The 19,881-nt window shown below is 30.9% G+C and carries 17 protein-coding genes; all 17 read right to left on the bottom strand.

Annotated elements, in window-relative coordinates:
• Nucleotide 1 precedes the first annotated feature (1 nt).
• A complete protein-coding gene (locus ACNQGH_RS18045) occupies nt 2–817 on the bottom strand; it encodes a 2OG-Fe(II) oxygenase (RefSeq protein ID WP_417957404.1) in 816 nt (271 codons plus the stop codon).
• Between the two features lie 7 nt (nt 818–824).
• Nucleotides 825–1,415: a DapH/DapD/GlmU-related protein gene (locus ACNQGH_RS18050; RefSeq protein ID WP_417957405.1), complete on the bottom strand. Its 591-nt coding sequence runs from the start codon at nt 1,413–1,415 to the stop codon at nt 825–827.
• A gap of 7 nt (nt 1,416–1,422) precedes the next feature.
• On the bottom strand, nt 1,423–2,535 hold the full coding sequence (locus tag ACNQGH_RS18055) for a glycosyltransferase (protein WP_417957406.1): 1,113 nt from the start codon (nt 2,533–2,535) through the stop codon (nt 1,423–1,425).
• 72 nt (nt 2,536–2,607) lie between these two features.
• Nucleotides 2,608–3,723, bottom strand: coding sequence for an EpsG family protein (locus tag ACNQGH_RS18060; protein ID WP_417957407.1), 1,116 nt, complete (start codon nt 3,721–3,723; stop codon nt 2,608–2,610).
• Nucleotides 3,723–4,784, bottom strand: a complete 1,062-nt coding sequence (locus ACNQGH_RS18065) for a glycosyltransferase (RefSeq protein ID WP_417957408.1) — start codon at nt 4,782–4,784, stop codon at nt 3,723–3,725. Before ACNQGH_RS18065 ends, ACNQGH_RS18060 begins: the two co-directional genes overlap by 1 nt.
• A gap of 7 nt (nt 4,785–4,791) precedes the next feature.
• The gene (locus ACNQGH_RS18070; protein ID WP_417957409.1) at nt 4,792–6,081 is read right to left on the bottom strand and encodes a glycosyltransferase family protein; all 1,290 of its coding nucleotides are present in this window, start codon (nt 6,079–6,081) and stop codon (nt 4,792–4,794) included.
• 14 nt (nt 6,082–6,095) lie between these two features.
• Entirely contained in the window at nt 6,096–6,974 is an 879-nt protein-coding gene (locus ACNQGH_RS18075; RefSeq protein WP_417957410.1) for an alpha-1,2-fucosyltransferase, read from the bottom strand.
• A 108-nt stretch (nt 6,975–7,082) separates the two neighbouring features.
• Nucleotides 7,083–8,078 (bottom strand): glycosyltransferase family 2 protein, encoded by a 996-nt coding sequence (locus tag ACNQGH_RS18080; RefSeq protein ID WP_417957411.1) that lies wholly within the window; start codon nt 8,076–8,078, stop codon nt 7,083–7,085.
• 30 nt (nt 8,079–8,108) lie between these two features.
• Nucleotides 8,109–9,641 carry a lipopolysaccharide biosynthesis protein gene (locus ACNQGH_RS18085; protein ID WP_417957412.1) on the bottom strand — a complete coding sequence of 511 codons (1,533 nt, stop codon included), beginning with the start codon at nt 9,639–9,641 and terminating at the stop codon, nt 8,109–8,111.
• 6 nt (nt 9,642–9,647) lie between these two features.
• On the bottom strand, nt 9,648–10,823 hold the full coding sequence (locus ACNQGH_RS18090) for a glycosyltransferase family 4 protein (protein WP_417957413.1): 1,176 nt from the start codon (nt 10,821–10,823) through the stop codon (nt 9,648–9,650).
• 35 nt (nt 10,824–10,858) lie between these two features.
• Nucleotides 10,859–12,160, bottom strand: coding sequence for a lipopolysaccharide biosynthesis protein RfbH (rfbH, locus tag ACNQGH_RS18095; protein ID WP_417957414.1), 1,302 nt, complete (start codon nt 12,158–12,160; stop codon nt 10,859–10,861).
• Between the two features lie 197 nt (nt 12,161–12,357).
• Nucleotides 12,358–13,278: an NAD-dependent epimerase/dehydratase family protein gene (locus tag ACNQGH_RS18100; protein WP_417957415.1), complete on the bottom strand. Its 921-nt coding sequence runs from the start codon at nt 13,276–13,278 to the stop codon at nt 12,358–12,360.
• Entirely contained in the window at nt 13,271–14,353 is a 1,083-nt protein-coding gene (gene rfbG, locus ACNQGH_RS18105; RefSeq protein WP_417957416.1) for a CDP-glucose 4,6-dehydratase, read from the bottom strand. Before rfbG ends, ACNQGH_RS18100 begins: the two co-directional genes overlap by 8 nt.
• 1 nt (nt 14,354) lies before the next feature.
• The gene (rfbF, locus tag ACNQGH_RS18110; RefSeq protein ID WP_417957417.1) at nt 14,355–15,125 is read right to left on the bottom strand and encodes a glucose-1-phosphate cytidylyltransferase; all 771 of its coding nucleotides are present in this window, start codon (nt 15,123–15,125) and stop codon (nt 14,355–14,357) included.
• Nucleotides 15,126–15,144: 19 nt separating this feature from the next.
• Entirely contained in the window at nt 15,145–16,176 is a 1,032-nt protein-coding gene (locus tag ACNQGH_RS18115) for an FAD-binding oxidoreductase (RefSeq protein WP_417957418.1), read from the bottom strand.
• A 27-nt stretch (nt 16,177–16,203) separates the two neighbouring features.
• Nucleotides 16,204–17,268 (bottom strand): lipopolysaccharide biosynthesis protein, encoded by a 1,065-nt coding sequence (locus tag ACNQGH_RS18120; protein ID WP_417957419.1) that lies wholly within the window; start codon nt 17,266–17,268, stop codon nt 16,204–16,206.
• Nucleotides 17,269–17,377: 109 nt separating this feature from the next.
• Nucleotides 17,378–19,804, bottom strand: a complete 2,427-nt coding sequence (locus ACNQGH_RS18125; protein ID WP_417957420.1) for an SLBB domain-containing protein — start codon at nt 19,802–19,804, stop codon at nt 17,378–17,380.
• Between the last annotated feature and the right edge of the window lie 77 nt (nt 19,805–19,881).

A 19,881-nucleotide genomic window follows, 5' to 3' on the forward strand; every position in this document is an offset into this window, starting at 1 on the left:
ATTATTTTTTATAAATATGCTTAGTCTCTACAATTCTTTTTCCTGTAATCTGACGAGCTGCTTGTCTTAAAAATGCATCAGCTCTTAAAAAAATATTCTTAACAGGTTCTTCCGGTCTTCCATAAAAAGAAGTAACATGGAAATATTCAGAAGCTTCAGCCGGTTTCTTAGAAAAATAATAATTAGACACACAGCATCGTTTTCCTAATGCACTAACTTTACTAACAGAATGTATAGAAGTTTTATTGGTAATCATCAGTACCAAACGATTAAATTTAGAATGGATTACTCTTTGAGGTTTACTCATACCATTATCCCAGAGTTCCAAATTACCCCCATTACTAATATCCCAATCGGGAGTTACATAATACAACAAATTTAAAACACGGTAATTTTCTCTGTCATTATCGTGTGAATTATCCAAATGAGGATTTAAAAAATTACCCATAGCCATCAAACTAATTCCTCCAGCGTACAAGTGCTCATCTGGAGTCATTTCTTTTAAACCAGTAATTTCTTCTACAATTCTTACTATTCTCTCATCTTGAAATGCAAATACTGCTTCTTCTAATATTGGATTATATAAATCCATCTGAGCTGCAATTCTCTTATTTTCCCTTAATGATTTATGCAATGCCATTTCCTCTGGAGTAGGATATGCTTCATAAATTTCTTTAGCTACTTCCTCTGGTAAAAGATTATCAATAGCACAGGAATTAATCCTTCCTGTTTGATTAAACTCTTTCTTTAATTCCTCCTTGTGAATTGATAATTTATCAAATATCAAGTCTGCCAAATATGTTCTAGTTAGTTTCATAATAATTTTATTTTTTTATCCATTTATTAATTTCAAAATCATACTCTTTAACTACTTTAGCTGGACTGCCTACTGCTATTGAATATGGAGGTATAGATTTCGTAACTACAGATAATGCTCCTATAACACATCCTTCTCCTATAGTTACACCAGGCAATACGCAAACAGATTCTCCCAGCCACACATTATCTCCAATTACAACTGGTTTACATGTTGCTTTTCTATCCATTGGTAAACTCATTGGGTGATCGCTTATTAAGTCATTATAACTTCCGTGGTTATGATCTGATATATATATTTTACTTGCCATAAGCACATTATCTCCAATTGTAATAGACCCAACAGCTCCAATGTGAACATAATCGTTTATTTGCACATTTTTTCCAATTATAATGCAACATTTGTTTTCATCATTTAAAGGAAATGCCTCTATTCTACAACCATAACCCGAAGTAAATCCTTCACCAATTTCAATGAATCGTTTATTCCTTATATCAAAAGGTAATCTAATCAATCGAGCTTGCCTAAAAAAAAGCTTTGTATAGATTAATGAAAACAACAACCTTGCTCCTCCACTTATACCGTATCTTTTTATCATATCATTTTTATTTTAAAAGGGTCGAAAATAATTCACCCCAGCCAAGAACATAAGGTTGCTCATACTTAATACCATTGGTTTTATCATAAATTGATTTATTTCCCAAAAAATCAATCATCAATTTAGATAACTGAATTGGATCATCAATATTGAAAAAATTAACAAAATCGTACCTTCCAACTGTTTCCTTTGCATAAGGCAAATCGGCAACCATCATAGGCTTATTAAATTGCTTAAATTCACTTATTGGCAATCCCCATGTTTCGAGCTTAGAAGGAAAAATCAAACAATTTACCTTTGAATAATAATCATATACTTCTTCTCTTTTTATTAATCCAATAAAATCAATAGTACTTATGTCTTTATAAGCTTTAACAATTGATTCAGAATATTTATTTTCAGAGCCATCAATTGTTATTACAACTCTGAAATTTTTGTTTTTTTCCAAAACCAATTTAGCAGCTTCACAGATAACCTCAATATTTTTGAAAGGCCTCGGAAAAGTAGGAAAGAAGAAAGTTTTTATCTTATTTTCCTCCTTTATTTTTAAATATTCTGATGGAATATTTGTGATTTGGGGAGGTGCAACAATGACTTTATCTTTATCCAAATTGAACATTTCTACAAATCTATTCTTCATCCACAACTGCTGTACAAATACATATTTATTCCTTTTTATATTTATCTGGTAAAGAAACCTATAAAATAACCTAAAAAAAAACTGTGTCGGTTGTATATGGATATCTTTAAAATTCACTGTATTAAAAGGAGAAGGGTTATGACAATATACTGCCTGAGGTATATTTCCAATAGAGGGAGTTATGTCATGCAATGAAAACCAAAATGAAACATTATTTTCTTTTGCAAATTTTTTAAAATAAATATATTCGTAATACAATCTGTAAAAATATGATTGCCTAGATTTCGGATATTCTACAAATTCTATATTCGGGTATTCTTCTTCTAAAAACAAATCTACCTTATGCACTAGGGCTATAAATTTATATTTATTTTGATATTTACTTCTACTTGCAAAATCTAAACAATCATTAAGTACAGATAACGGCCCTCCTTCAAAGAAATTTATTGCCGATATTATTATTATCCTTCTATTTAACATACTAATATTTTTAACCTAAAGTTTAGAAATTATTACAATAGTAAATTACCCATCGACATTACAACAAAAACTTTAACGCATTTCTCTATCAAAACCTGTGTTAATCAATATTCCTTTATAAGGCACAAATAAATCAGAATAAACTGAAATAGATTGAAATAATAAAAAAACACAAACGACTAACAACAAAACGAGAATGTAACTTCTTTCAAGTCTGGTTTTAATAATCAAAAATTGACTTGCCAAAAGAAAACATTCCATTACATTAAAATACAAACTACCTCTATTTACCAAAATTAATAATGTACTTGAGAATAAAAAATAAAAAATTAATCCAAAATAATATCCATTAAAAATTAATTTGTAATATTTTAATTTAGCAGTTAAAAAATTATAATTCAAAGAGAATAAGACAAGAAAAAAAAGTCTTTTGATTAGACCGAAAATCCCCAGCGGATTTTCAGCCAAAAAATCTTTTGCTCCTTCCGTATAAAAATCTGCTTTATTTGCACTTGCTCCACCAATACTATTACCGACAAAGGAAAAAATGAAAAAAGGAAGGTTTGTTTTGCCCAAAATAAAAGATAAAAAAAGAACGCCAATAATCCAAATTTTCCTTATGTCTTTGTTTAAAAAAAAGAAAACACAAAATATCAATGCTGTAGAATGAAATAAAAAAGCAATTCCAATCAACAAGAAAAATTTAAATGCGTTCTTATCGATAATATATTTTAGAGAATATAAGCAAATAGCCAATGCTATTAATTGTCGATTAGACCCCATTACACCTAAAGTTGTAACGTAAAAAATCATTAATGAAGTGAAATAAAAAGGACTTAATTTCTTAAATGCATGAAAAACAAGAAAATAATAAATCAAAGTATGTATCACTAGAAATACCGTATAATCATCCGACATTTTTTTTACAAGCAAAACAAAAAACGCATAACCAGGTTCAAAGCCAGACAGAATTGAAATCAAAGTATCAGATAACTCAAACGTATTGTTAAAATGATTTAAATAGGGTGGCCAATCTGTACCAGTCTTCCAACGAAATCCAACTTGAAAAACTAAAATCACAAATAGAATAATTCTCAAAATCCTTTTTTGCTTTTCAGTTAATTCACATCTAATTTCAAAAAAAGAGAATAAAAAAAACACTAATAATGTAATTATATAAACCTCCATTATTTAATAGTTTTATATAATTGATTAAAACTATTCATCACCATTGAATTTGAAAATTTACTTTCGTAGTACAATCTATATGAACCTTTTAGATTATCACAAGCAAACCTAATTTTTAGAACAATACTTTCTAGTGTATTTTCAAATAAAAAATCTTTATTACAAATAACCTCTGGAATAGCACATCTATCAGAACCTATAACCGGTTTATCAAACAAATAACCCTCAATAATTGGAAGTCCGAACCCTTCCCCATATTCTGCAGGCATTAAAACTATATCACAATCTTTGTAATATTGTACTAAGTCATTATCCGAAACATAACCTAAAAGCATGATGTTATCCAATTTTAGAGATTTGATTTTATTGCTATAAAAATCTAATAGCGGGCCTTTTCCAGCAATAAAAAATTCAAAATTCTCTTCTTTAAGATATTTCGCAACTTCAATAAGTAAATCTATTCTTGCTCTTTCCTCAATACTTCTTACTATAAAAATTTTAGTAGCTAAAGAATTAAACTTCTTTATTCTATTAGTCTGAATCAAAATTTCGATGTCAATTTTAAAATTTTCCAAATGCGATGTATTTGGAATTATTATCCATTTTTTATTTCCAGAAAACAAACTCATTTCCTTGGCATATTCAGAAATAAAATGAACAAAACGAGTTCTTTGATATAAAATTTTTTCTAAAAGAAAGAATAGCTTTTTAAATTTATAATTATTCGCACTTGTTAAATAATATAATGCATCATGAACGGTATATAGGTCACTTTGATATATACTAAGAATAGTCATTAAAGGATTGTGAGAATGAATAAAGACCTTCCTATCTCTTTTCTTTATTTTATATAAAACTGAATTTAAACGTAAAAACCAAAAAAAATTCTTCTTAATTCCTATGCAAATCAAATTTTCATAATGACAAATTGTTTCTTCAGAATCCCAATGAAGATAATAATTAATTGCACTAAAACTAGCCTTGGATTGAAAATCAATAACATTCTCAACACCCCTCTTGTGATGTTTAAATGAATTGAAACCTAAATATGTTATTTTCATTAAGAAGTTAATTTCTGATTTTAAAATCCTTCAAATAACTTTTATCAATCAAATAAACATGATTTTCTGTTTTTGAGTATAATCGCATTAATCGAATCAACATAAAAAACTTATTTGTTCCAATACATTTAAATACAATCTTAAAAAATCTATTTAACATTAAAGTTTTCTGTTCTACATTGTCAACAGTAGCAATTGAAATCTTATCTGTTTTTTGCATTTTTTCATTAATCAGTTTTGCCCCCTGCAAGGACAAATAAAACGAATTACCCGCATCAAATGGATTAGAAATGATTTTTTTATCTTCATATAATCTCCTAAAAAGTTTTCTATAAACACTAGATATACTTACATGATTAGAAAAATAATTATACGAATATCCTAATTTAATGTATTTTGAGAAGTCACTTTGTTTTATAAATTTGGCATATCTATCGAAGATTTCTTTAAAATCCTCGTACCCTTCAAAATTTTTAATATTCCCTTGTATTATTTCTCCATCAATCAATGCTTTATAATTGTATCCCGAAAAATGAACAAATGTTAGTGGATAAACAGTATTAACCTCTTTTTTTATACGATTCTTTACAAAAAGCGAATTGTCCCTATTTATAATTTCCCGTTCATAAAAATTCCACGGAGCAACATTCAAACCCAAATCATGAGAAATCAATAACTGAGTTGGAAAAAACGAGGGCAAAAAATCCATCCACTTTTGATCGGTAAAATAATTCTCCATCATATTTTGAAAACATCTGTCCTCTAGACGAATTTCCCACCAATCCAACATTTTTTTTGCGTTGGCATCGTTTTTTAAGGCTAAAAATCCTAGATTAAACATTCCCGAATACAATAAATTGCGCTCGTTTAGCTTACCTGTATAAACATCCTGTATGGTTGTGATATGTGGTGTAACAATTATAGATTTGTATTCCAATTCATCATAAATAGTATCTAAGGAATTAAAAACTAAAATGTCTGGATCAAAATAAACACAGGCGTCAGGTTTAAACCGCTCAAATAAATATTTAAAACAAGATGGCTTTATGGAAGTACAGAATTCCGTCAAATCATATTTAAATGACATTTGCTGCCACTGTTCTTGAGAAATACCAATTGTGTTTTTAGCTACAATAATATTATCCGGAAGGTTTTCTATCTCTTCTTCTGCTGAAAACTCATCTGCTACAAAAATAAAAAAATCAACATCATCATTGCGTTCCCTAATTGATTTTTCCAAAGCTAATGCTAACCCAATATAATTCTTTGCACAAATAGTAAAAGTTATTTTTTTCATTTTATCACTCCTATTTAATATTCAGAAATTTTAATCCATGAATTTGGATATACATCTGTAAAACTATCATTTTTTAAAAATCGGCTTGGCGATATAACTATTTTATTTGCAGCCTTATTAAGCCATGCCCCCCACCAACTAAAAGTACTATTTGAAATAACATTGTGTTTGCATAAACTCATTAAATACATATCTTTCCATGAATCTTTTCCCGAATTACAAGCAACATATGCTACATTACTAATTATAAGATTTTCTTTTACCCATGTTAAATCATTAGAAAAAACAAAAAAATGTGGTTTATTAACTTTAGATTCTATTAATTTTATTGCTTTTTCAAAATAAGCCTTAGTACAAACATCTCCAAAAAGATTAACATTCTCTTCATTCAAAAAATCACCTCTTCTTACATGTATTGATACACTGTTTGTTTCATTTATCTTATTAATGTATCCAATATTTTCCTGATCATCAGGCTCACTAAATTGAAAGGCTTTTATAACACCTTTTTTAGATTCTAGAAAATATTTTTCGGCATGCCAACCCCCATAGTAAAAAGTAATCCCTTTAGAAGGGATCATAAAATCTTTATTGAAATTATAATTGAAATTTTCTTTTACAATTTTACAGTTCAATAAATTAAGTAATCGTTTTATAGGAGTGCTAATTATTTTTACTTTATCTGTTAGCAGAATTCTAAACAAAATATAAAGCATTTCTTGAATAAGGGCTTCTTTACAATTTACTCTAAAAACTCTATCTAATTCCAGTCCATTGTGATCTCGACAAAACGGAATAAAATATGTCGATTCATTAATGTTTTTTTTTCGCAAATAAAATGCATACTGAGACATTTGGTTGCCCAATCCATTGAAAATTAAAACTACATCCATTTAAAACTTATTTTTCTCATATTCTACAAATGCATTTAAGCACAAAAATGGTATGATTTATTTTTTACCATATTAAATTTGTTGATGTCTATGAAATTTATAGATCAACTAATTTTTAATAATCACTATAACTTTTTTAATTATATTTTTTAAATTTAAAAAAAAACTAGAAATAAAATTACTTCCTATGTAGATTTGAAAATAAAACAATCTATATATGACAGCATCCTTTAAAGACCCGTTAATACTAAATACTGATTTATAAATTTTTCTGTACAAATATTTTTTTTGAAGATAGGATGAATTATAAAAATCAGTTGATACTGTCCAAAATGGATTCATTTTGAAAAAGTTACGAAAATCATCAAAATCCTTTTTAGAAAGATTTAACGGAATATCATTAATAGACATGGCACCAAGATAAACAGAAACTAAATAATTACTAGAAGCACAAATTTCTGGTTCTTTATATTCTACAATTGATAGTGGTATAAACTTTAGCTTATCATTATTGTTAAGGCCAATAATTAACGGAATTATATGAGGAAAATATGAATACGAATATTCAAACGCTGATCCCAAATATGGCTTAATAATTTCCATATTATATACATTATTAGACATAAAAATAAAATTACCTAAATCTATTTCATTCTCTTTACAAAAAAACAATAGTTCAGATATACTGCCCACATCAGTCTGAATATACTCTTTCCTATTTAAATCGTTAATATTAGTAAATTTAAGTCCCATAATTAATGGATACATTTCTATAAATTTAATTATTGTAGCTATAGAATCCTGGGTTGTTTCATCATCGTCAGAAAGCAGCCACATCCATTTTGTTTTTACCAATAAAAAAGCGCTAGAAATATTCCCAATCATTCCAATATTAAAAGATCTTTTAATAATTTCTATGCATGTTAATTCTTTTGAAGAAAAGGAATTAGACAAAACTTCAGCTACATTATAATCAGAACAATTATCACAGACAACAATATGTAAATTTTCGTATAGAGGCTGATTGAAAAGACTTTTCAATTGATTTATTAATCTATTTTCACGATTGAAAGTGGTTATTACAACTGTTAATTGTTTGTTCATATTAAATTATTTAAAAACTCTAATGCAATTTTAAGTTTTAAAAATTCTATTTTTAATTTTTGCTAATCTAGGTAAATAATTTAAAAATAAATCACTGTTAAAATAAATTAAACAAGTAGAAATTATTAAAAAAATACCTAGACAATGTAACAAAAAACGAAACCAGTCTTCTTTCATTAGAAAGAAATTCTGATAAAAAATTGCTAATATGATAAGCAAAATAAATTCAAAAAAACCAAAGAATAAAACAATATTCTTTTCTTTATTATCAAATCCCATCTTTCGTATAAATAATCTATTTAAAAAAAAACCTGAAAATATTGTAGCAATTAATTCCGAAACAGGAATGGAAATAACCCCTAAAAATTTGATTAAGAAAAAAATCAATAAAAGTCGCATAAGGGCTCCTATTTGATCAAACAACACCGTTTTACCAAAAATACCTAATGCAAATAAATTAAAATTGATATAGGAAAATCTGGAACTAACAAATAAATTCAAACACAACATTAAAGATAACAGAGTCCCCCCATATTTATCTGCACCAACCCACATTATGACAAAAGAATTATTTAATGCAAAACTAGTCGCAAGTATTAAAATCGAAAATAAAGTAAATAATGAAAAAATTTTTAAAACATTAGATTTTAAATGAGTCGAATTATTCTCACCAACAAGTTGAGATAAACTTGAAAAAATAGAGGAACCAATTGGTGCAAGCAAATTATTACATACTTGAAAAACTTTACTTGTCAGTGAATAAATGGCCGTTGCAGTGGGGTTAATGAAATTTGTTATGATCAGTAATTGTCCATTATCAATTAAGGACTTAGAAACAGTATTTCCAAATACTGGTAATGAATCTTTGAGTATTCCATAAATTAAATTTATTTCTATTTTAAATTTCGGATAATTGTCTTTTTTATAATTAATTATTAAAAAAGGTAGTAAACTCACTACACAGACAAGAGATTTAATAAGTATTCCAACAGAAATAGACATTACGCCAAAACCAAAATAAAGACTTACTATAGTTCCAATAATACCAAAAAAAGCTGAAGCGACATTTATAATACCAGAAATTTGAACTCTGGACCATGCTTGAAATATAGAAGTTATTGTGTTACTATAAATATTTAATCCAATACCCAAACTATTAATAATAAATGCATGTTTTATATCTAAATAATCTTTGGGAGAGGCTTTAACCCATTCTGGTACAAATGGTGATATTGCAAATGATAAAATCATTAAAATACTAACCAAAATAAATGAAGCTATTAATCCTGCACCCATTAGCTTAGAAAATCCGCCGTAATTTTTATTTTTATATAAAACAGATAATTTTTGAGTAAATACTAAACTTAGACCAAATTCCAACAACCCCAAAATACCAGCAATATTAGCAGCTGCCAAATAGGACCCATAAATACTTAATGAAAAATATTCGAAGTAAATTGGGACTAAAACTAGTCCGTTTAAAATTAAGAAAAATGTGTTTGAATAATTAACTACCAAGTTAATTATTGACATTTTTTTTTTGGAAGAAATTGCTCTTTTCATTTTATGCTACTGTTTATAAGCAAATAAAAGTTTAGAATATACATTATCCGGAGTATTTATTGCCAATAATGTTTTAAATCCGTTCTCCCCAATAATTTTTCTCAATTTTTCGTCTTGGTCCAATTCAACGATAGCTTTAGCAAAAGAAATAATATCATTAGACTCAATAACCATTGCATTAAATTTATTTTTAAAAATATCTCTATGCACTCCCACATTAAAAACAACAACTGGTTTTTTCATCAACAAAGCCTCACAAAGAGCATATTCCGTAGAAGTTGACCATAGCGAAGGCATTAAAACAGCTTTAGAATTTAGGATAGCATCTTCTAAACCATTTGACCAATTAACACCATTAATAATTTCTATATTACTATTCTTTATAGTATTTTCTGGCAAATTTGATAATGGATATATTTTTAGTTTTTGTTCTGGTAAAAGTTCAAAAATTTTTATCAGAACATTAAGTCCTTTATGAGAGTTGGCCTGTCCATAAAAAATAAAATAATCTTCCTCATTTTCTTCTTTTTGTTTTAAAAAACCGCAATCAAAAGGTATAGGAAATCTTGATATTTTATCTTCTTTTATGCCATATTTAAGTAATATTTTATCTAATTCTGTGTTACTAGATAATAAAACATCTGCTTCTAAAGCCCGATTATGTAAAATCTTTTTTTCAATCAAACTTGGGATCCCCTTATAAGTAACACATTTTTTTGTCAAAGCATTTAAAAAATTTCCATTTGCACACAAAGTACATTTTTCACCATCTCGAAATCCAAAGCCTTGGGCGCAATAAAATTGCATTGTCCAGGGCTGTAATACAACTTTAGCACCAAATTTCTTTGCATCACTTATAAACTGTGGTGGTTTTCCACTATCAAAAGAAGCAAAATGAACAATCTCAGGCGAAAATTCATTTAATACTTCTCTGAAACGTTTTAATTCTTTTGTCTTATAAAGTAAATTTCCAATCCTGAAACGTAGATTTTTTCTTAAAGGAAGAAATACAACATCATTTTCTTTATAAAAACAATTTAAATCAAAATCGTCTCTCTGTTCAGACAAAACAACCAACTTTACTTGGTTATTTTTTTCTTTAAGAAATTTTGTAATATAACGAACAACTCTCCCGCCAGATTCATAAATGTGTGAGGATTCGCAAACTAATAATATTCTCATTATTTTATTTTTCGACTTAAACTTATTATAAAAATCTACTGCAAATACTCTCTAATCACATCCGCAATATAGTCATAATGTGACTCGTTCAATCCTGGCCAAACCCCCAACCAAAAAGATTGATTCATAATCGTATCCGTATTACTCAAATCACCTACTACACGGTGTTCTATATTAGCGTAAGCTGGTTGGCGCAGTAAGTTTCCTCCAAACAACAAGCGAGTACCAATTTTTTTCTCTTCAAGATGTTGTACTAGCATGTGACGGTCAGCCGCATCGCCTTCTCTCAAAGTCAACAGGAATCCAAACCATGAAGGATCGGAATTTGGAGTAGGCTCTGGAAGAATAAATACTTCTTCAAACTCTTTCATACGCTCGTATAAAGCGGCATAATTTTCTCTACGCCTTTGTACAAACCCATCTATCTTCTTGATTTGCGAAACCCCGAATGCTGCTTGCATATCTGTTACTTTTAAATTGAAACCAATATGAGAATAGGTGTATTTATGGTCATATCCATAAGGTAAAGTTCCTAGTTGTTGTCCAAAACGACAGCCACAAGTATTATCTTTTCCTGGCTCACAATAGCAATCACGTCCCCAGTCTCGGAAACTTTCGGCTAACTTAGATAATATTGGATTGTTAATCAATACTGCTCCTCCTTCTCCCATAGTGATATGGTGTGCAGGATAAAAAGAGAAAGTGGAAATATCTCCAAAAGTTCCTGTTTTTTGTCCTTTGTAAGCCGCTCCAAGAGAATCACAATCATCCTCTACAACCCAAAGATTGTATTTTTTAGCCACTCGCATCACTTCATCCAGATCAAAAGGATTTCCTAGTGAATGGGCAATCATAATCGCTTTTGTCTTTGGACTTACTGCTGCTTCCAGCATATCCGCTTTCACATTATGCGTAGCAATATCTACATCTATAAAAACAGGAATTGCCCCAAACTGAATGATTGGGTTGATGGTAGTAGGGAAACCTGCTGCCACTGTAATCACCTCATCGCCTGATTTGATCGCACGCTCGCCCAATTTAGGGGAAGTCAAAGCATAGAACGCCACTAAATTAGCAGATGAACCTGAATTAACCAATAAAGCTCTATGAGCTCCAAAATATTTTGCAAAATCATTCTCGAATGTATTGGCGAAACGACCTGCCGTAAGCCAACCGTCTAAAGCCGCATCAACTCCCATTAAAATATCTTCTTCGTCTAATACTTTCCCTGTAACAGGAATGTAATTTTCCCCCGCAATGATTACTTGCGTCGATTTCTTTTTAGCTATTTCTCTCAAACTGTTTAGGAGAGTAGTGTCTTTTAAATTTTCTAACATATAAAATTATTATTTAATATTGTTTTAAGAATTTGAATTAGGTCGATTTAATGCAATCGTTTTTGTAAAATGCACTATTTCGTTAATGACCTTCAAAAAACAAATTCATCAAAAATATTCGTAATTCGGTTTAATTATTTTTTACAGCAACTGATGCCAATTATGTATTCATATTCATTCCCAAGCATTTCTAAGTGTCATTGAGGTTTACCTTCTGAAACAGCCAATTTATTCAATTCAATTTCAACCATTCTTTGAATTGCTTGTTTAATGCTATATTTTGCTTCCCAACCTATTTCTTTTAAACTAGAGACCTTAGCTACAGAATCTTGAATTTCTCCAATTCTTGCTGATAAAGCTCCAAATTTCAATTCGGATTTCGAATGAGTTACTTCCGAGAGTATTTCAACAAACTGACGCACTTTTATCGACTCCCCTCTTCCTACTTCAAATTCCGTAAAATCTTTGAGATGTTTATTTTTTCCTAGCACTTTTAGATACGCACTTACTACGTCTTCAAGATAAATAAAATCCCTTTTTTGCAATCCATCCGTCAATAAAATCTCCCGTTTATTTTGAATCAATTGATTTAAAATATTTGTTACAAATTTATTATTAGAATCATTTTCTCCAAAAACATGTTCCAAGCGCATATTTACAATTTTTAATTTGTCTTTACAGTCAGATAAATAATCTAAAAAATATTTTTTTGAAGTAGTATATTCATTTAAATAGGATGAATCTTTGTACATGGGTTTTCCAAAAAAAGTATCCGAATTAATAAATAATTTCAAATCATTTTTAATTCCCTCTTCAATTAATTTCACGGGAAAAATCAAATTAGCTTGTAATATTGAAGACATTGAACAACCTCTACCATATTCAGTTGCCGTATGAATTATAGCATCTATTTTATTATTAGAAAACAAATTATCCAAATTTCTATGATTTTCATCTAAACAAAACAGCTCGATTTCTTCTCTTAAATTTTCAATTCGAGATAAATCAGAATTCTTACGAACTAAAACAATAACATTGTAATCGAAATCCAACAAGCTTTTTAATATTTGACTTCCTAAAAAACCTGTCCCTCCAGTCAATAAAACATTCTTAATCATTTAAAAACTCATTTATTTGTTGAGAAGTAAATACAGAAATGTTTTCTTTATTTATAGCAAATTCACTATACCAATCCATAGTCATACTCACAGCTTTTTCCGCATTCATTTTGGGTTGCCATTTTAATTCAGAAATGGCTTTGCTAATATCCAATTTCAATAGCCCGGCTTCGTGCAGTTGCCCTTCTACTTTCTCCACTATATATTCCCCTTTGCCCCAGCTGGCGATGGCTAGTTTTAGCATTTCCTCAACACGAAGTGCATCGGATAAATGTGGTCCAAAATTATAGGCTCCGCTAAATTGTAATGGTTCAGTAGCTAAATTGATCCCCAACAGTAAATACCCGATAATCGGTTCTAATACATGTTGCCATGGTCTAACAGAATTGGGGTTTCGGATTAAGACAGGCTTTCCAGCTGCAAATGCTTTTGCAATATCAGGTATCAATCGGTCTTTCGACCAGTCGCCACCGCCAATTACGTTTCCAGCTCTTGACACTGCAATCGCTTTTTGATGGGTATCGTAGGTTTCTATATTGAAAAATGAATTACGGTACGAATCTATTACCAATTCGGCACAGGCTTTACTCGCGCTATAAGGATCATAACCACCTAATCTATCGTTTTCTCTATACGGATAAATCCATTCGTTATTATGATAGACTTTGTCGGTAGTGATTAATACTACATCACATTTTTTTTCTAATAATCGAACAGCGTCTAAAACATTGGCTGTACCAATTACGTTTACTTCAAAAGTTTCGGCTGGAATTTCATAAGATAAGCGTACCAAAGGCTGAGCCGCCAAATGAAAAACAAAATCAGGTTGAAATGAAACTAATTCGGCCTCTAATCGTTTTTTATCCCGTAAATCGCCAATCAACGAAGTACAGATGGAATCTCCATCAATTAAGTTAAATAAATCGTCTTTGGTTTGAGGCGCCAAAGCATAACCTTTTATTTCTGCTCCCAAAAGAGATAAGGCTTTTAACATCCAAGCTCCTTTAAAACCAGTATGACCTGTTAAAAAGACTTTTTTTCCTTTATAGTTTTTTTGTAGTTCTTCAAACATCATATTACCAAGTTTTCCATGCAGCTTCATTAGACTCCCAACTTTCCTCTAATTCTACCTTATCTCTAAGGGTATCCATGGGTTTCCAGAAGCCATCATGTAAATGTGCTCCCATTTGTCCATCAGCAGCTAAACGTTCCATTGGTGATTTTTCAAAAATAGTACTATCCCCTTCTATATAATTAAAAACTTCCGGTTGACATACAAAAAAGCCACCATTAATCCATGCTCCATCTCCTTTGGGCTTTTCTAGAAAAGAATCAACTTGATTTTCAGATCCCAAATTTAAAGCACCAAAACGTCCTGAAGGTTGAACAGAAGTTACTGTACAAAGCTTTCCATTTTTTTGATGCGTTGCCACTAAATCCTTGATATTTACATCCGAAACACCATCTCCATACGTAAGCAAAAAAGGTTTTTCACCTATATGCTTTTGAACACGTTTAATACGTCCGCCAGTCATCGAATTTAGTCCGGTATCTACCAGGGTAATTGTCCAAGGTTCCGCTTCCGATTCATGCACCTTAACCGAATTGTTTTTTAAATCAATCGTAACATCTGATTTGTGCATAAAGTAATTAGCAAAATATTCTTTAATCACGTAGCCTTTATACCCCAAACAAATGACAAAATCATTGTATCCATAAGACGAATAAATCTTCATAATGTGCCAAAGTATAGGCATTCCACCAATTTCTACCATTGGTTTCGGTCTTAGTACTGTTTCTTCTGACAATCTCGTTCCTAAACCACCAGCTAATATAACTACCTTCATTTTTATCTTTATATAATTATTAAATTTCTACATATACATCATCCGTCAGTGGATGACTACAGCACAATAAGTAATCTTCTTTTTCTAAATCTCCCCGATCTTTTGTCAATCCTATCATGCGCATTTTACCTTCTTTCAACTTCCCTTTACAGGTATTGCAACTCCCGGTTTGACATGAATAAGGCAATTCAATTCCAGCATCTAAAGCCGATTCCAAAACACTTTTCCCTTTTACTACTTCAACTAAAATATCGTTTCCTTGAAAACGAATGTTAACGTGCTGCGTAAGTATATCCTCAAAATCTTTTGGATCTTTCACCAATTCGAAATCTTCTGAAAAAATAGTTGCCTTGGGACATTCTAAAATATCCAAAACTTCTTTTATCGTGTTTTTTAAATCAACTGGCCCGCAAATATAATGAGCCGTTTTTTCAATAGCTACATCTTTAAGTAAATTAAGTATAAACTCTTGGTTAATTCGCCCACTTTTTACAAAATGATGCTTTTCGTTATGACTATATTGCGTATGAAAATGCCAAACTTTTAGTCGACTTGTATATTGCACAAGTAATTGATTAATTGTATCCAAAAATATCGTCGATTCAAAATTTTTATTTCCATAGATTAGATTCACTTGAACCAATGGATTTAAAATCAAAACTTCCTTAATTATCGATATCAACGGTGTTATTCCGCTACCTACGCCCCAAAAATAAATTTGGTCAATAGATTCGTCATTCGTATGTACAAAATCACCCATAGGTTCCATTACTTCTATAATGTCACCAACTTGTATGCTATCATGTATATAATTAGAAAAAACACCCTCAGGAACTCGTTTTATAGTTGTTTCTAAAAAAGCATCTGCCGAAGGAGCAGAAGAAAAAGAATAGGGCCTTGTATATTTTCTCCCGTTAATTCGAAAAGACAAAGTAAGATACTGCCCCGCTTGATATGTGATTTTTCGCAAACCCGGCTGTTTGAAACAAAGCGTTACAGTATCTTGCGTTTCCTTTTTAACATCGTGAACTTTTAAAGTATAATTTTTCATCGCTATAAAACAAATTAGGATATTCTGTTATATCATTTTTAATATCCGTTTCACAATCAAACCAAATACCACTAAAAGGCCCGCAAAAAACCCACCTAATATTAAGCCTTTTGCTTTCCCAAATTTTTCTTTCGCCAAAGGCAAAATAGGTCGGTCAATTACTTGAATCAAAGGCGTTTCCTTACGCAAAGTAACTTTAGCTAATTCCGATTGTTTGACTAGCTCAGTCAAAATTGCCGTATTGGCCTGTACATCAACCTGTCTTCGGGCAGAAGGAGCACGACGCACATTCAATGCTGGATTCAAATTAAAAGTATTGTCATTGGCAACCGCCACACCCGTAATGGCTCCATTGAGTTCACGTCTAATAGAATCTGTTTGTCGTTCTAGAATATCCATATTCTCTCGCGCTTTCTTACTTTTGGTAGCGACATAAAAATCGGACACTTCTTTAACTAGGGCCTCCGTAAAATACTTGGAAAACAATTCGTCCGTAGAAGAAACATCAATAGTTATAATTGCTATTTTTTTATCTTTTTGCCCCACAACCAATCCTGTCTTTGACAAATCTTGATATATCGCCCCCAAGATACTGTCATGCACTCTGGTAAAATATTTGCGCTTGGCATCCGGTAAAAACTGGATAGCCTTAAATTTTGGTTTATCGTCCCATTTATCTCTCCAACCATTATTCTGAATATACATTTCAGCTAAAGAAATAATCTTGTCATTGAAAGTAACAGGACTCAATAAAGTTTGTTCCACCATAGCGCGGGACTTGAACAACTCCGTTAAATTGGATCCGGTAAAGACACTTCCTCCCCCTCCGCCAAGGTCAATACCAAACGAACTTGCCAAACCTAAAGCACCTCCTAATCCGCCTCCTGACTTCTCGTCTTCTAGTGCAAAGGATAGTGTTGCAGTATATACTGGTTTTTTACTAAAAGAATACATTAACCCTAAAACAGCTCCCATTATTCCTGCTAGTACAATTATTCTCCATTTTGAAAGTAAATAAACGAACCATTCTTCGGCTTTGCCTATTAATTCCCTTAGGGAAATTTCATCTTTGGGTATATTTTGTTCGTTCATTTTTTTACTTATCTGTTAGCTAATATCCGTTTTCGGCTGACATTTTCTATTGACCTATATTGTCTTATTTAGAAATTCGTATGTTTCTTAGTATTCGCCTCTAATCATTTTATCTAATTAAAGCAATTACTATTCCTGCCAAACTGGCCAGTACTCCTGCTATACTTACAAACTCACCGGTACTCATCTTTTTAGTCTCTGGTTTCTCTGGTACTATAATTTGTGATCCTGGGGTTACTTTAGGATATGTTCGAATGAATAAGATAGAACCCACTACATCCGCTTTACCATTTGGATAAATGATATAGGCTTTTTTCTTCCAGCCTTTGGCATCAACCCCACCAACAGCATTCAAATAATATTTAAAACCTTTACCTTTAGTATAAGGAATCTCTGAAGTTAACAATACATTACCCGCCACTTTTACACCTTCATTATAAGCCGCCACTTCAATTTCATCTCCTGGAAACAAAGTAACATTGGTATTACTCTCCGGGTTTTTAACAATGGCTTTCCAATCTACCGGTATCGTGGCAAATTTTAAATCCTCTTTTAATTTTTTTGTGAGCTTATTTTGAATACTGTCTTTTTTCCCAAGATTCAAATTCACATTTTCCAATGCTTCAATTTGTTTAGCTTGAATTGGTCTTTTGATTTTTACACCGTCTATATTAGCAACTGATGTCAAACCACCAGCCCTTTGAACAATATCATAGACTCTATCTTTCTTGTTGGCCAAAACATATTTTCCTGCATAATTAACCGCTCCGCTTATTACTACCATTTCCGGTTTATCATAGACGGCCATTTTACGGATATTAACCACATCAAAAGGCTGCAATTCAAAGTTTTTTAACTGCTCATTGTTATTTGCAATAATTTCCAAATTAAACAGTTGTGCTTTACTGGGATTTGCATCATCTATTTCTTCCGATTTTATCATTCGGGCCACCTCTACTCTTTTGGAAGCAGAACCAGTTAATCCGCCTGCCTGAACCAATAAATCATTTAAAGTAAGGTTCTCATGATACTCATAAACTCCCGGCTTTTTAATTTCGCCATCAATGGTTATTTTATATTCTTCCACTAAATCTAAAATCGAATAAACTGTTACGATGTCTTCTTTATGCAATGCAATATCAGCTTCTAGATCCCCTTCTAAGGCTTTAGCCAAATTCACATTGACGATTTCAGTAGTCAAATCAGGTTTCAATCGTATAATTCTCGCTCTATTGCTATAGGCATCTTCTTTTAATCCATCCGCTTTTGCAATCAGATCTGAAATGCGCATGCCTTCATAAAAAGAATACGTATTAGGCCTAAAAACGGCTCCGTCTATTTTAATACGGTTTTCAAATCGATTTAATATCTTAGACACTCGGAATACATCTCCTGAGAGCGGCTTATAACTATTGAATTCAGCTGCATTGATATCTTTTACTTTAAATTCTTTATTTGTTTTTTGCAATACGTTTACTGATGCAGTATAAGCAAATTCATTGAATCCTGAAGCAAAAGCTAATAAATCAGAAAATGTTTCTCCCTTTTTCATCTCAAAAATTCCAGGACGTTTTACCTGTCCTTCAAGAGTGACTCTTTGATTATACGCAGGAATTCGAATAACATCATTATCTTTTAAACCAACATTATCAGATTGATCCCCATTCACAAGAAAGTGATAAATATCAATGTTTCTGTATACCCTATTATCTCTCAACAACTCTATATTTCTGTAACTGCCATTCTTCCCAGGACCTCCACCTAAAAATAAGGCATTATAAACCGTCGCCAAGGAAGATATTGAGTAATTACCCGGTTGTTTACTTCCTATTATAGTTACTCTAATGGTTCTAATACGGCTCAAACTTACAGCAACTTGAGATTGTCCAGATCCTACTGTACTATACACCCTTGCAATGGCTCCTTTTATCTTTTGGGTAGCAGCTTCAATCGTCATTCCCGAAACCGGAATCTGACCTACATATTGAATCGTTACTTTACCCTCTGTCGATACTGGCACACTGGCATTAAATTCTTGCACCCCATACACACTAACTTGCAACTCATCACCGGGCCCTAAAACATAATTTACAGGCGTGGCCAATTTTAAATTAGGCTCAAAATTCAAAGTAGGATTATCAAATAGTTCCGAACCAAAAATCAAAGCATTTATAGTGTCTTTTACTTTTTTGTTGACAATTTTTTCTTGTTTTCTGGTTAGCTCTTCTGACTCATTGTCTCCATTTGAATCTCCTTTTTTATCTAAAGTTGAAGCATTTTTATTTTCTGACAAACGAATTTTTAATTTAGCAAACTCACTTGCAGGCATTCCTTTGGCTAAAGCCATTGGTTCCGCTTGTTCAATTGTTACATTATTAGTTTGTAACTGTGTTTTAATTTTTGCAATATCACTATCTGATAAATAATCCACTTTTAAGGTACTTAAATCAGTGCTTTTTAATAAGTCCTGCGCTAAAACATTGGAAGACTGAAAAAGAGCAAACAACAATAAAAGGGTAACAATTATTTTTTTCATAAGTAATGTATAATAATGTAATAGTTATTTTTATATAAAAAGATAAAATAAGAAACTACTTTATAATTTCACTAGTG

It is taken from the genome of Flavobacterium kochi, from assembly GCF_048286715.1.
In the GTDB taxonomy this organism is placed as follows: domain Bacteria; phylum Bacteroidota; class Bacteroidia; order Flavobacteriales; family Flavobacteriaceae; genus Flavobacterium.

What these genes read in the sequence shown, in the direction of transcription:
- ACNQGH_RS18045 (WP_417957404.1), bottom strand. Translation starts at nt 817, where the DNA reads ATGAAACTAACTAGAACATATTTGGCAGACTTGATATTTGATAAATTA.
- ACNQGH_RS18050 (WP_417957405.1), bottom strand. Translation starts at nt 1,415, where the DNA reads ATGATAAAAAGATACGGTATAAGTGGAGGAGCAAGGTTGTTGTTTTCA.
- ACNQGH_RS18055 (WP_417957406.1), bottom strand. Translation starts at nt 2,535, where the DNA reads ATGTTAAATAGAAGGATAATAATAATATCGGCAATAAATTTCTTTGAA.
- ACNQGH_RS18060 (WP_417957407.1), bottom strand. Translation starts at nt 3,723, where the DNA reads ATGGAGGTTTATATAATTACATTATTAGTGTTTTTTTTATTCTCTTTT.
- ACNQGH_RS18065 (WP_417957408.1), bottom strand. Translation starts at nt 4,784, where the DNA reads ATGAAAATAACATATTTAGGTTTCAATTCATTTAAACATCACAAGAGG.
- ACNQGH_RS18070 (WP_417957409.1), bottom strand. Translation starts at nt 6,081, where the DNA reads ATGAAAAAAATAACTTTTACTATTTGTGCAAAGAATTATATTGGGTTA.
- ACNQGH_RS18075 (WP_417957410.1), bottom strand. Translation starts at nt 6,974, where the DNA reads ATGGATGTAGTTTTAATTTTCAATGGATTGGGCAACCAAATGTCTCAG.
- ACNQGH_RS18080 (WP_417957411.1), bottom strand. Translation starts at nt 8,078, where the DNA reads ATGAACAAACAATTAACAGTTGTAATAACCACTTTCAATCGTGAAAAT.
- ACNQGH_RS18085 (WP_417957412.1), bottom strand. Translation starts at nt 9,641, where the DNA reads ATGAAAAGAGCAATTTCTTCCAAAAAAAAAATGTCAATAATTAACTTG.
- ACNQGH_RS18090 (WP_417957413.1), bottom strand. Translation starts at nt 10,823, where the DNA reads ATGAGAATATTATTAGTTTGCGAATCCTCACACATTTATGAATCTGGC.
- rfbH (WP_417957414.1), bottom strand. Translation starts at nt 12,160, where the DNA reads ATGTTAGAAAATTTAAAAGACACTACTCTCCTAAACAGTTTGAGAGAA.
- ACNQGH_RS18100 (WP_417957415.1), bottom strand. Translation starts at nt 13,278, where the DNA reads ATGATTAAGAATGTTTTATTGACTGGAGGGACAGGTTTTTTAGGAAGT.
- rfbG (WP_417957416.1), bottom strand. Translation starts at nt 14,353, where the DNA reads ATGATGTTTGAAGAACTACAAAAAAACTATAAAGGAAAAAAAGTCTTT.
- rfbF (WP_417957417.1), bottom strand. Translation starts at nt 15,125, where the DNA reads ATGAAGGTAGTTATATTAGCTGGTGGTTTAGGAACGAGATTGTCAGAA.
- ACNQGH_RS18115 (WP_417957418.1), bottom strand. Translation starts at nt 16,176, where the DNA reads ATGAAAAATTATACTTTAAAAGTTCACGATGTTAAAAAGGAAACGCAA.
- ACNQGH_RS18120 (WP_417957419.1), bottom strand. Translation starts at nt 17,268, where the DNA reads ATGAACGAACAAAATATACCCAAAGATGAAATTTCCCTAAGGGAATTA.
- ACNQGH_RS18125 (WP_417957420.1), bottom strand. Translation starts at nt 19,804, where the DNA reads ATGAAAAAAATAATTGTTACCCTTTTATTGTTGTTTGCTCTTTTTCAG.